This is a genomic window from Campylobacter sp. CFSAN093260 (assembly GCF_012890095.1).
Taxonomy (GTDB): domain Bacteria; phylum Campylobacterota; class Campylobacteria; order Campylobacterales; family Campylobacteraceae; genus Campylobacter_D; species Campylobacter_D jejuni.
Window position 1 is genome coordinate 1,186,366 of the sequence record NZ_CP040618.1, and the last position, 11,723, is coordinate 1,198,088.

Sequence of the window (11,723 nt, forward strand, 5' to 3'; positions counted from 1 at the left end):
AAAAAATTTTACGAATTTATTATCTGGTAAAAAAGGAAAAATAATGCAATACAGCATAGAAATTAACAAAAATACAGAAATATTTAATATAGACAAAGTCGCCAAACAAGCTGCCGGTGCTGTTTTAATGAGACAAGGCAAAAGCGTTGTTCTAGCTACAGTTGCAAGAGAAGAAAAACAAGTTGAAGAAGATTTTTTACCTCTAACCGTCCAATACATCGAAAAAGCTTATGCCGCAGGAAAAATCCCTGGTGGTTATGTCAAAAGAGAAACCAAGCCAAGCGATGCAGAAACCTTAACAGCACGCATTATTGATAGAAGCTTACGCCCTCTTTTTCCAAAAGGCTATGCTTATCCGACTCAAATCGTTGTGATGGTTCTCTCAGCTGATCCTAAAGTAGATTTGCAAGTAATGAGCTTAAATGCCGCAAGCGTGGCACTTTATCTTAGTGATATACCTATGAAAGCTCCAGTATGTGGTGTGCGTATAGGAAAGATAGATGGAAATTTCATACTCAATCCAAACAATGAAGAGCTTCAAAATAGCACCCTAGATCTCTATGTAGCAGGTGTAAAAGATGAGCTTTTGATGATAGAAATGAGAGCCTTACCTGATCAAAAAGAAAATGAAATCTTTATCGAAGCTCCTTATGCTGATGTTTTAACTCAAACCACTTCACAAAATATGAATGAACTTAGCGAAGATGAAATTTTAGAAGCTCTAAATTTAGCTCAAAAAGCTATATTAAATGGTTCAAATGCTTATGAAGAAGCCTTTAGCAAACACGAAAAAAATTCTCAAATCGAACTAAAAAATGAGATTGAATATCCTGAAATTTTAGCTTTTATAGAAAATAATTTCCAAAAACAAATCAAAGAAGCCATCAACCAAATGGCAAAAAGCGAAAGAGCAAGCGAACTAAATAAAATCGCTAAAGAAATTTCAAATCTTGAAATCGCTAAAGAGTGGAGCGAAGAAAGTGTCTTAAATACCTTAGCTAAAGTCAAACGCAAACTTATTCGTGAGCAAATTTTAAATGAAGGCAAAAGAGCTGATGGTAGAAGTTTAAACGAAGTGCGTCCTATTAATATAGAAACCAACATCTTACCAAACGCTCATGGTTCTTGTCTTTTCACTCGTGGACAAACTCAAGCCCTAGTGGTTGCAACCTTAGGCGGAGAAAACGATGCTCAAATGATAGACTTGCTTACAGAAAAAAATCCTATAAGCGAACGCTTTATGGTAAATTATAATTTTCCAGGTTTTTCAGTAGGCGAAGCAAGTCCTATCAAAGCTCCAGGAAGAAGAGAACTAGGACATGGAAATTTAGCCAAAAGAGCACTTTATCCAAGTGTGGATGAAAACTATCCTTATGTAATCCGCTTAGTCAGTGAAATTTTAGAAAGCAATGGCTCAAGTTCTATGGCAACGGTTTGCGGCGGATCTTTAGCCTTAAAAGCAGCAGGAGTGCCAAGCTTAAAACTTGTTGCAGGAGTAGCCATGGGGCTTATCTTTGAAGATAACAAGTATGCTGTTTTAACAGATATCATGGGACTTGAAGATCATGATGGGGATATGGACTTTAAAGTAGCAGGAAGCAAAGACGGCGTTACTGCTCTTCAAATGGATATAAAACTAGGTGGAATCGATCAAGAAATACTAAAACAAGCTTTATACCAAGCCAAAGAAGGAAGAATTCACATTCTAAATATCATGGAAGAAGCCGCCAAAGAAATCATAGTCAATGAAGAAGTTTTACCTAAACTTGAGCTTTTTAGCGTTGATCCTTCAAAAATCGTTGATATCATAGGACAAGCCGGAAAAACCATCAAAGAAATCGTAGAAAAATTTGGCGTTTCTATAGACTTAGATCGCGAAAAAGGTGAAGTAAAAATAGCAGGTAGTCAAAACGAACAAATCAAAGCCGCAAAAGACTACATCATAAACATCACAAGCTCTCAAAAAGGAACTAAAAAAGGCTCTAAAGACAAAGATATATCAGGCTTTGAACTTGGGCAAGAATTTCAAGGTATTGTTAAAAAAATCGCTCCTTTTGGAGCCTTTGTGGAACTTAAAAATGGTGTTGATGGTTTATTGCATAGTTCAAAAAGCAAGCATCTTAATTTAAGCGAAAACCAAAGCTTAAAAGTTAAAATCAGCGAAATTAAAAACGGAAAAATTTCTGTGGATTTGTGTGAGTGAGCGAATTTCTAACTCATCCTTTTGAGCCTTTTTTTGACAAAGATTCTAAAATCTTAATTTTAGGATCTTTTCCTTCGGTAAAATCAAGACAAGATGGCTTTTATTATCAACACCCAAGAAATCGTTTTTGGCCTATACTAGAAACACTTTTTGATGTAAGATTAGAAAATATCACAGAACAACAAGCCTTTTTAAGAAAAAAACATATCGCTCTTTGGGATGTACTTCAAAGTTGCAAGATAAAAAATTCAGATGATAAAACTATAAGTTATGCAAAAGCCAATGATTTAAGCCCGATCCTTTCTCAAACCAAAATCCAAGCCATTTTTACTACTGGACAAAGTGCTTATAAATTTTTTATTAAATTCCACCCTCGCTTAAAAGCCATAGCTCTACCCTCAACTTCTCCTGCAAATTTAAATTTTTCTTTTGAACAGCTTTTACAAAACTATGAAATAATCAAAAAATTTACAAAATAACAAACTAAGCATTACCCCCCCCCAAGTAAAACAAGAAAAAAGCTAGTTAATATCTAGCTTTTGCGTGTTATCCTTGAATTCAAATTCCACTCTCTTAGCTCCAAAACCTTTAGCAATAGCTTCTAAAGTATCCTTAGCACTTTTATGAATTTTACTTTCTAAATTTTGGATAAGATTTAAAGACAAGTCTTTAACCTCATCTTTGGCTTCTTTTATGAGTTTGTTTTTATCACTTTCGCTAAAACTAATCCCCGTACTATTGATAGAATCAGGCAGTAAAAAAGGTAAAAATTTAGCATTTTTTTCATCATAAAATTTCATATCTATGATGCTGTGTTTGTATCTACACTCTGGCATGATGATCTTATAAGCATCATCCCCTAAAGGCAAAATATCAAAGTTTTTATCCCTTAAATCATACAAGAAAGTGATCTCAAATTCAAAAATCAAAGCAATCTGTCTTTCACTCAAAGACCATCCTAAAAGATTTTTCCAAATTCCATTAAAAGCGCTATCTTTTTTAGTGACAATCTCTTTACTAAAAACTTGAAAAACACTTAATTCTCCTATGGATTTAAGCTGCATGATATCGCTAAAACTTTGCGTGCTTTTTTCTTCTATTTTAGGGCTTTTATACTGCCTAAAAAGCACTACAAACAAAAGTACAAGTAAAATCATCACTAAAACAAATAAAATCATTTCCATTTTAAACCTTTCTAAATTTATAAACCTTGATTTGAAAAGATATATTTTTTCTCAAACGCTAAGAAAATAAAAGCATTAATGATAAAAATCAAACACACAAAAGTAAAAACAAATTCCACGCTAAAATGTGAAGCCATAATCCCTCCGCCAAAAGCTCCACAAAAATTTCCCAAAAATTGACAAGTTTGATTAAAACCAAAAATCACACTTAAATTTTTAGCACTCACACTTTTTTTAAGCAAGGCATTCACACAAGGCAAAAGCCCTCCAAGTCCTACACCTATAAGTAAACGCACGAAAATAAGCGTATAAACATTACTTACTACAGCCTGCAAATAAAAGCAAATTCCACAAAATATCAAAGCTCCAAAAATAATCTTACTAGGCCCTATCTTATCGGCGATTTTTCCAAGTTTTGGTGCGAAAAAAAGATTGCTAATCCCACTTGCAGCCACTACTATACCCGCCCAAAGAGCCAAATTTCCACCTTGATGAATTTGCTCAACATAGATACTTAAAATCGGCATCACTCCAAAAGTACCAAATTGTATCACAAAAGTAGTGATAAAAAGAACGATAATAAGGGTTTTGTTTTCTTTCACTTTTTGAGTATTTTTCTTCGCCTCTTTTTGAATTTTTCTCTCATGGATGAAAAAATAAATCGTCACAAAAGAACAAGCGATCAAAAAAGCCACCATATCAAAAACCGTACTAATACTAAAAAATTCAGCCACAAAGCCACCAAACAAAGGCCCAAGCAAACTTCCACTTATAGAAGCCGTAGAAAGAGTTCCTAAAGCATAAGCCACTTTTTCTTTAGGTGCTATCACAGTGATAAACACAACAGCAGCAGAAGTAAAACCTGAAATTATCCCTGTTAAACCCCGCACAAAAACTACTTCTAAAGCACTATGAGCAAAGCTAAGCCATAAGGTTAAAACCGACATCCCAAAACTTGCACGAAGAAGCATATTTTTATAACCATACTTTGCACCCAAAAAAGCCCACAAAGGTGAAAAAACAGCCATAAAAAGTGGAGTGATCCCAAAAGCAAGCCCTGAGTAAAACGCTATTTCACTCGTATCAACATGTCCTAGTTCTTTGATATAAAAAGGCAAAATCGGAGCGATTTGACTAAGCCCCATACTTGTGGTAAAAACACCAAACCAACACACAAGCAAAGTTCTATTGAAATTTTCCATGGATTTATTGTATGATATTTTTTATAATTTTTAATTAAAACTCAAGGATAAAAATGAAAAAAATACTCTTTATATGCTTAGGCAATATATGCCGTTCGCCTATGGCAGAATTTATCATGAAAGATCTTGTCAAAAAAGCAAATTTAGAAAAAGAATTTTTTATAAGCAGTGCTGGAACTTCAGGAGAACACGATGGAGAAGGTATGCACTATGGCACCAAAAACAAACTTGCTCAACTTAACATAGAACACAAAAACTTCACAAGCAAAAAACTCACTCAAAAGCTTTGCGATGAAAGCGATTTTTTAATCACCATGGACAATTCTAACTTCAAAAATGTTTTAAAAAACTTCACCAACACCCAAAACAAAGTTTTAAAAATCACTGATTTTAGTCCTAGTCTAAACTACGATGAAGTCCCTGATCCTTGGTATAGCGGGAATTTTGATGAAACTTATAAAATTTTATCCCTAGCTTGTAAAAATTTACTTGTTTTTTTATCAAAATAATTTAAAACAACTATATATTACTTCTCGTTTACTTTTTAGGCTTATACTTCTAAACGAACCGAAAAACATTCATAAGAAAAACTCCTTAAAATTACACGCCTAGCTTAAATCCCTTTAGCTAGGCTTTTCTTTAGATGTTTTTATCCTTCGGATTTAAAATTTTTACTATTTTAAGTGCTTCTTAAGAAAAAACTCCAAATTTATGTGCTACAATTACAATGTTTTATTAATTTTTGACAAGGAGAATTCTCATGAAACTAGTTAAACTTAGTTTAGTTGCAGCTCTTGCTGCAGGTGCTTTTTCAGCAGCTAACGCTACTCCACTTGAAGAAGCGATCAAAGATGTTGATGTATCAGGTGTATTAAGATACAGATACGATACAGGTAATTTTGATAAAAATTTCGTTAACAACTCAAATTTAAACAACAACAAACAAGATCACAAATATAGAGCACAAGTTAACTTCAGTGCTGCTATAGCTGATAACTTCAAAGCTTTCATTCAGTTTGACTACAACGCTGTTGATGGTGGCACTGGTGTTGATAACGTAACAAATGCCGAAAAAGGACTTTTTGTTCGTCAATTATACTTAACTTATACAAATGAAGATGTTGCTACAAGTGTAATCGCTGGTAAACAACAATTAAACCTTATCTGGACGGATAACGCTATTGATGGTTTAGTTGGCACAGGTGTTAAAGTAGTAAATAACAGCATCGATGGTTTAACTCTAGCTGCTTTTGCTGCAGATAGCTTCATGGCTGCAGAGCAAGGTGCAGATTTATTAGGGCATAGTACTACATCTACAACACAGGCAACAGCTCCTTTTAAAGTGGATTCAGTAGGAAATCTTTATGGTGCTGCTGCTGTAGGTTCTTATGATCTTGCTGGCGGACAATTTAATCCACAATTATGGTTAGCTTACTGGGATCAAGTAGCATTCTTCTATGCTGTAGATGCAGCTTATAGTACAACTATCTTTGATGGAATCAACTGGACACTTGAAGGTGCTTACTTAGGAAATAGCCTTGATAGCGAACTTGATGATAAAACACACGCTAATGGCAATTTATTTGCTTTAAAAGGTAGCATTGAAGTAAATGGTTGGGATGCTAGCCTTGGTGGTTTATACTACGGTGATAAAGAAAAAGCTTCTACAGTTGTAATCGAAGATCAAGGTAATCTTGGTTCTTTACTTGCAGGTGAGGAAATTTTCTATACTACTGGTTCAAGACTAAATGGTGATACTGGTAGAAATATCTTCGGTTATGTAACTGGTGGATATACTTTCAACGAAACAGTTCGCGTTGGTGCTGACTTCGTATATGGTGGAACAAAAACAGAAGCTGCTAATCATTTAGGTGGTGGTAAAAAACTTGAAGCTGTTGCAAGAGTAGATTACAAATACTCTCCAAAACTTAACTTCTCAGCATTCTATTCTTATGTGAACCTAGATCAAGGTGTAAACACTAATGAAAGTGCTGATCATAGCACTGTAAGACTTCAAGCTCTTTACAAATTCTAAGAAGCTTTCAAGTCTAACTTCAAGGCGGAGTTTTGCTCCGCCTTTTTTTATGCCTGATTTTTAAAACTTAAATTTATATAAAAAATTTTCCCAAGCTAAAACGCTTTAGGAAAATTAAGACTTAAACCAATTAGTGATTTTTTCAAAAAGCCCTTTTTGCTCTTGATGCATACCATCTTTGATGCCAAAACTTTCACTTAGTTTTTCTAAAAGTTCTTTTTGTTCATCGTTTAAAGAAGTTGGGAATTTGATAGAAATTTGAACGATTTGATTTCCCATGCGAGAACTATGAACATCTTTTACCCCTTCTTTTTCAAGAACAAATCTTTGTCCATCTTTAGCACCCTTTGGTAAATTTAAGGTCGCTTCACCGCGTATGGTGGGTACTTTTATACTCTCTCCTAAGATAGCCTGGGTAAAAAACACTGGAAATTCTATATATATATCATCATCATCTCTGATAAAAGTATCATCTTCAGCGGCGATGATCTTAACATACATATCCCCTCTAGTACCATTTTTTAAGATATTACCTTTAGCATTGACACGAAGCTTCATACCTGTATCTACACCTTCTGGGATATTAAGCTCGACACTATCTTTGCTTTCATTATAACCCAAACCTTTACAATCACTACATTTTTCACTAGCTTTTTCTCCAATTCCTTGACAATCAGGGCAAGTTTGTGCAAAAGTGATAAAACCTTGAGAAACCCCAACCTGTCCTCTACCTTGACACTTTGGACAAGTTTGAAGCTTTCCATCTTTAGCCCCTGTTCCATTACAAGTTTTACAAGAGCATTTATAAGTAAAGTCTATATTTTTCTTACAACCAAAAACCGCTTCTTTAAAACTTAATTTTAAATTAACGATAAAATCTGAAGGGATTTTCTCATCATTTGAACTTTTTCTACGACGTGATGAGCCAAAGCCTTCTCCAAAAAAACTAGAAAATATATCTCCTAAATCCTCAAAACCACCAAAACCTGAGCTACTAGAACCAAATCCACCGCCTTTTAAAGCATCTTTTCCGTATCTATCATAAATAGCTCGCTTTTCATCATTGCTTAAAACTTCATAGGCTTCATTAACAAGCTTGAATTTATCTTCTGCTTCTTTATCACCTTGGTTTCTATCAGGATGATATTTTAAAGCCATTTTTCTATAGGCTTTTTTTATGGTTTCTTTATCAGCATTTTGCGTGATTTCAAGAATTTCATAATAACTTATTTCCACATTATTCCTTTAAAAAATTTAAAATTTTACTAGAATTTTAATTTTAAAAATTCAAAAATATAATTTTAGCAAAAATAAAATCAATAATTTATCAAATTTTAAATAAAATTATGTAAAGATTTTAAAGACTACATAAAAATTTACAAGGACACTAGAATGATTAATGTGTTGATGATAGAAGATGATCCTGACTTTGCACAATTATTATCTGAATATTTAGCGCAATTTAATATTAAAATCACAAATTTTGAAAATCCTAAAAGTGCTTTAAATGTGGGTATTCAAGGCTATGATTGTCTGATTTTAGATTTAACTTTACCTGGAATTGATGGTCTTGAAGTTTGTAGAGAAATCCGACAAAAAAGCAATATTCCTATTATCATCTCATCGGCTAGAGGTGACTTAAGCGATAAAGTTGTGGGGCTTCAAATCGGTGCTGATGATTATCTACCAAAGCCTTACGATCCAAAAGAAATGTATGCAAGGATTATGAGTCTTATTCGTCGCACAAAAAGAGTTGAACACACTAATAATGAAAATATTAACTCTGCTTTCAAAATTGATGAAAGAAGACATGAGATCACCTATGAAGATAAGGTTTTAACACTTACTCCTGCTGAATTTGAAATTTTAGAATACCTTATCCAACAACACGGATATAGTGTTTCAAGAGAACAGCTTGTAAGTCGCTGTAAAAATCTAAAAGATAAAGATTCTAAAAGCCTTGATGTTATCATCGGTCGCTTAAGGGTAAAAATAGGAGATAGTTCAAAATCTCCAAAACATATTTTTTCTGTTAGAGGTATAGGATATAAACTGATAGGATGACAAAAAATTATTCTATTCATACCAAACTGATTATTTTATTTGTTGTTACTTTTTTCTTGGTTTGTGTGCTTTTTATCGTTCTTTTAAAAATAGAAGGGAATACCTATAATGAAGAAGAAAGTTTAAAACAAGAAAATCTTATAAAAAATTTACTCATCTCCTATGAAAACACTTCAGGTGTTGAAATAGGAGCTTATCTTGGAAACAGCGGTTTTAACGCTATACAAAATCCCAATCTTGTAAAAGCTATAAGAAATAATGGACAATCACTTTTTAAAGCAGGCGGAGAGCTTTGTACTCTTTCTTCTTTAAAATATCATAGCAATCTTTATTTTGATGTTCAATGTAAAGATTTTGATGGCTTGTATGAAGAAAATACTAGTGATAGGGTTTATAATCTTTTATTGATAGGATTTTTCTCTTTTTCTTTGTTGGTTGTTTTTATGTATTTTTCTGTATTAAAATCCTTAGAACCTTTAAAAAAATTAAGAAGACAAGTTGCCGAAGTTGCAAATGGGGAACAACCTGATTTTCTAGACTATCAAGAAGATGAAGTAGGCAAGATCGCCTTTGAATTTCAAAAAGCTTTCAAGAAAAACCAAGAATTAATCCAATCAAGACAACTTTTCCTAAGAACAATCATGCATGAGTTAAAAACCCCTATAGGAAAAGGGAGAATCATTTCTGAAATGATCAAAGAAGACAGACAAAAAGAAAGACTTATCGCTATATTTTTACGCATGGATTCTTTGATCAATGAATTTGCCAAAATCGAAAATTTATTTTCAAAAAACTACAACTTACACTTTAAACCTAGTCGTTTTAGCACTATACTTGAAGAAGCTAAAGAACACCTTATGATAGATGATTTTAATAAAGTTGTAAAAGTCGATATAAGATATGACGCTTTAATCAATGTTGATATGGAAATTTTCTCTGTAATTTTAAAAAATCTTATCGATAATGCCTTAAAATACTCAAACAATGGCACTTGTGAGCTTTTTTGTTGTAAAGAATGTTTTACCATTAAAAATCCAGGCAAACCTTTAGCAGAACCTATAGAGCATTATCTTGAAGCTTTTACAAGAGAAAAACACAATCAAGTCAAAGGTATGGGACTAGGACTTTATATAGTTTCAGAGGTATGTAAACTGCATAATTTTGATTTGATTTATTTTTATGATGATGGAAAGCATTGCTTTAAAATTTTCTTTGGAGATAAAGAAAAATAATGGTAAAAGGCCTGGAAAAATTCAATGAACTTGTTGAAAGTTTTGCAAATTTACCTACCATAGGAAAAAAAACCGCCATAAGGCTTGCTTATCACCTTTGCATAAATAATCAAATCGATGGTATGAAACTCGCACACAATATAGAAAATGCTATCCGCTTTATAAAACCTTGTGAGCAATGCGGTGCTTTAAGCGAAAATGAGCTTTGCGAAATTTGTAGCGATGAAGAAAGAAATAAAAACATTTTATGTATAGTTGAAAGCCCAAAAGATATACTAACACTCGAAGAGAGTCAAAGTTACAATGGGCTATATTTTGTTTTAGATGAGTTAAATGAAGAAAAACTTGAAAAACTAAAGCAAATCATACTTAAGCTAAATATCTCTGAGCTCATTTTTGCATTGACACATAGCATTAATTCTGATGCAACTATCTTTTTTATAGAGGATAAATTTAAAGGCTTAAACCTAACTTTTAGTAAAATCGCTCAAGGAATTCCAAGTGGTGTAAATTTAGAAAATGTGGATTTAATCTCTTTAAATAAAGCTATGAATTTTAGAACAAAAATTTAGTAATTTTTATAAGAAATATCGGCTAATTCTTGCAAAGAAAAATCCGCAATCTTTTCATAAGTAAAACCTTCCTTGCTTAAAAAGTCAAGTAAAGTTTTTTCCATGATTTTAGCTCCTTGTATAAGCTCATCTGAGAGCTTAAAACTCATCGCTTCAATACGCTTTGGCACACAAGCTAAGATATGTGTTTTAGGCAAATCTCCTGCAAGTTCCATGTATTGTAAGGTTTGAAGCATTTCTATTTCATGGGCACTTCCACTCCAGCTAATTTTATTAGGCATAGCATCATAAGGAAAGAAAAATACATCTCCTATACTCGCACCTTGCGCTTCTATACAGTCTAAAACGATAAGTCTATCGTACCTAGCAATGATATAGCTAAGCTGCAAAGCCAAAGTTCCACCATCAACAAAATCTAAAGTAAATTCAGAATGAGTGAATTTGTAGTTTTTTTCAAGTTGTTTGCAAAGATGAACGCCTAAGCCTTCATCCGCAAACATGATATTACCTATTCCAAGGACTAAGAATTTCAATGCTTTTCTTCTTTTACAAATTTATATCCGCTAATAATAGCATCCATAGCACCATCTTTACCTTTTACTGCGTTAAAAATCGCCATGTAAATATGTACTGGCACAAAAATCATAATTACCCACATCAAAATTCTATGATAAGTTCTTACATCGGCCAAACCGCCCATTGCAGCTTCAAGCGGTCTTAAAATATGATATAAAAGCCCGCCTAAGCCCTCATGGTAAGTATGAGTATAAAGAATAAGCCCTGTAAGAATGATACCTAATATCACAAGATAAAAGAAAAAATAAGTTACAAATTGCAAAGGATTATAAACCCCTTTTAAATGCGGATGTTTTCCTAAGAAAATGTAAAATTTTACTTGTTCTATCCATAATTTGATATTAAAAATATCCCATACACTTCTGCGTTCTTTTGCGCTTACCTTATCGCAGAAAAACAAATATACTTTAAAAATAATACAAGCGATTAAAACAAAACCCACCGCTTGATGTACTAAGCGGTATTTTGCTTGCATAAAATTTACGGGTTCACCGTTACTAATAGGGCTTTGGAACACATAGGAAAGATAATACCCTGTGCCAATAAGAATCACTATAGCAATAGCTCTTACCCAGTGCGTTAAACGCAAACCTATGCTAAATTCATATTCAGCTTTTCTTTGCAATTTTTCTTCTTTGTTTTGCATGAAAGCCTC

At 33.1% G+C, this 11,723-nt stretch carries 12 protein-coding genes; 7 read left to right on the forward strand and 5 right to left on the reverse strand.

Annotation, left to right across the window (positions count from 1 at the left end; translation table 11 throughout):
- The first annotated feature begins 43 nt into the window (after positions 1–43).
- Together FBF22_RS06080 and FBF22_RS06085 are read left to right on the forward strand one after the other, a co-directional pair.
- Complete coding sequence (locus tag FBF22_RS06080) at positions 44–2,203, forward strand: polyribonucleotide nucleotidyltransferase (protein ID WP_002869659.1); 2,160 nt, start codon at positions 44–46, stop codon at positions 2,201–2,203.
- On the forward strand, positions 2,200–2,682 hold the full coding sequence (locus FBF22_RS06085; protein WP_002859314.1) for a DNA-deoxyinosine glycosylase: 483 nt from the start codon (positions 2,200–2,202) through the stop codon (positions 2,680–2,682). The genes FBF22_RS06080 and FBF22_RS06085 overlap by 4 nt, the downstream gene beginning before the upstream one ends.
- Positions 2,683–2,724: 42 nt before the next feature.
- Here the strand turns inward: FBF22_RS06085 and FBF22_RS06090 are convergent, their stop codons facing one another.
- The gene (locus FBF22_RS06090) at positions 2,725–3,387 is read right to left on the reverse strand and encodes a DUF4230 domain-containing protein (RefSeq protein ID WP_002859315.1); all 663 of its coding nucleotides are present in this window, start codon (positions 3,385–3,387) and stop codon (positions 2,725–2,727) included.
- 17 nt (positions 3,388–3,404) lie between these two features.
- A complete protein-coding gene (locus FBF22_RS06095) occupies positions 3,405–4,589 on the reverse strand; it encodes an MFS transporter (RefSeq protein ID WP_002884368.1) in 1,185 nt (394 codons plus the stop codon).
- A 53-nt stretch (positions 4,590–4,642) separates the two neighbouring features.
- On the opposite strand from FBF22_RS06095, the gene FBF22_RS06100 reads away from it, so the two are divergent.
- Together FBF22_RS06100 and FBF22_RS06105 are read left to right on the forward strand one after the other, a co-directional pair.
- Entirely contained in the window at positions 4,643–5,098 is a 456-nt protein-coding gene (locus tag FBF22_RS06100) for a low molecular weight protein-tyrosine-phosphatase (protein ID WP_002853170.1), read from the forward strand.
- A gap of 251 nt (positions 5,099–5,349) precedes the next feature.
- On the forward strand, positions 5,350–6,624 hold the full coding sequence (locus FBF22_RS06105) for a major outer membrane protein (protein ID WP_038816862.1): 1,275 nt from the start codon (positions 5,350–5,352) through the stop codon (positions 6,622–6,624).
- A gap of 114 nt (positions 6,625–6,738) precedes the next feature.
- Here the strand turns inward: FBF22_RS06105 and dnaJ are convergent, their stop codons facing one another.
- Positions 6,739–7,860, reverse strand: a complete 1,122-nt coding sequence (gene dnaJ, locus FBF22_RS06110; protein ID WP_002853203.1) for a molecular chaperone DnaJ — start codon at positions 7,858–7,860, stop codon at positions 6,739–6,741.
- 156 nt (positions 7,861–8,016) lie between these two features.
- Between dnaJ and FBF22_RS06115 the strand changes: the two genes are divergently transcribed.
- From FBF22_RS06115 to recR, 3 genes are read left to right on the forward strand one after another with little or no spacing between them, the layout of a single operon-like run.
- Complete coding sequence (locus FBF22_RS06115) at positions 8,017–8,688, forward strand: response regulator transcription factor (protein WP_002853168.1); 672 nt, start codon at positions 8,017–8,019, stop codon at positions 8,686–8,688.
- Positions 8,685–9,920: an ArsS family sensor histidine kinase gene (locus FBF22_RS06120; RefSeq protein ID WP_002857920.1), complete on the forward strand. Its 1,236-nt coding sequence runs from the start codon at positions 8,685–8,687 to the stop codon at positions 9,918–9,920. Before FBF22_RS06115 ends, FBF22_RS06120 begins: the two co-directional genes overlap by 4 nt.
- Entirely contained in the window at positions 9,920–10,492 is a 573-nt protein-coding gene (recR, locus tag FBF22_RS06125; protein WP_002853446.1) for a recombination mediator RecR, read from the forward strand. The genes FBF22_RS06120 and recR overlap by 1 nt, the downstream gene beginning before the upstream one ends.
- Here recR and FBF22_RS06130 read toward each other — a convergent pair.
- Positions 10,489–11,025, reverse strand: a complete 537-nt coding sequence (locus tag FBF22_RS06130; RefSeq protein ID WP_002869666.1) for a HyaD/HybD family hydrogenase maturation endopeptidase — start codon at positions 11,023–11,025, stop codon at positions 10,489–10,491. The two genes, recR and FBF22_RS06130, sit on opposite strands and share 4 nt — an antisense overlap.
- The gene (gene cybH, locus FBF22_RS06135; protein ID WP_002853700.1) at positions 11,022–11,714 is read right to left on the reverse strand and encodes a Ni/Fe-hydrogenase, b-type cytochrome subunit; all 693 of its coding nucleotides are present in this window, start codon (positions 11,712–11,714) and stop codon (positions 11,022–11,024) included. Before cybH ends, FBF22_RS06130 begins: the two co-directional genes overlap by 4 nt.
- Positions 11,715–11,723 lie beyond the last annotated feature (9 nt).

Coding starts and splice junctions, on each gene's coding strand:
- FBF22_RS06080 (WP_002869659.1), top strand. CDS start 44: ATGCAATACAGCATAGAAATTAACAAAAATACAGAAATATTTAATATA.
- FBF22_RS06090 (WP_002859315.1), bottom strand. CDS start 3,387: ATGGAAATGATTTTATTTGTTTTAGTGATGATTTTACTTGTACTTTTG.
- FBF22_RS06095 (WP_002884368.1), bottom strand. CDS start 4,589: ATGGAAAATTTCAATAGAACTTTGCTTGTGTGTTGGTTTGGTGTTTTT.
- FBF22_RS06100 (WP_002853170.1), top strand. CDS start 4,643: ATGAAAAAAATACTCTTTATATGCTTAGGCAATATATGCCGTTCGCCT.
- FBF22_RS06105 (WP_038816862.1), top strand. CDS start 5,350: ATGAAACTAGTTAAACTTAGTTTAGTTGCAGCTCTTGCTGCAGGTGCT.
- FBF22_RS06115 (WP_002853168.1), top strand. CDS start 8,017: ATGATTAATGTGTTGATGATAGAAGATGATCCTGACTTTGCACAATTA.
- FBF22_RS06120 (WP_002857920.1), top strand. CDS start 8,685: ATGACAAAAAATTATTCTATTCATACCAAACTGATTATTTTATTTGTT.
- recR (WP_002853446.1), top strand. CDS start 9,920: ATGGTAAAAGGCCTGGAAAAATTCAATGAACTTGTTGAAAGTTTTGCA.
- cybH (WP_002853700.1), bottom strand. CDS start 11,714: ATGCAAAACAAAGAAGAAAAATTGCAAAGAAAAGCTGAATATGAATTT.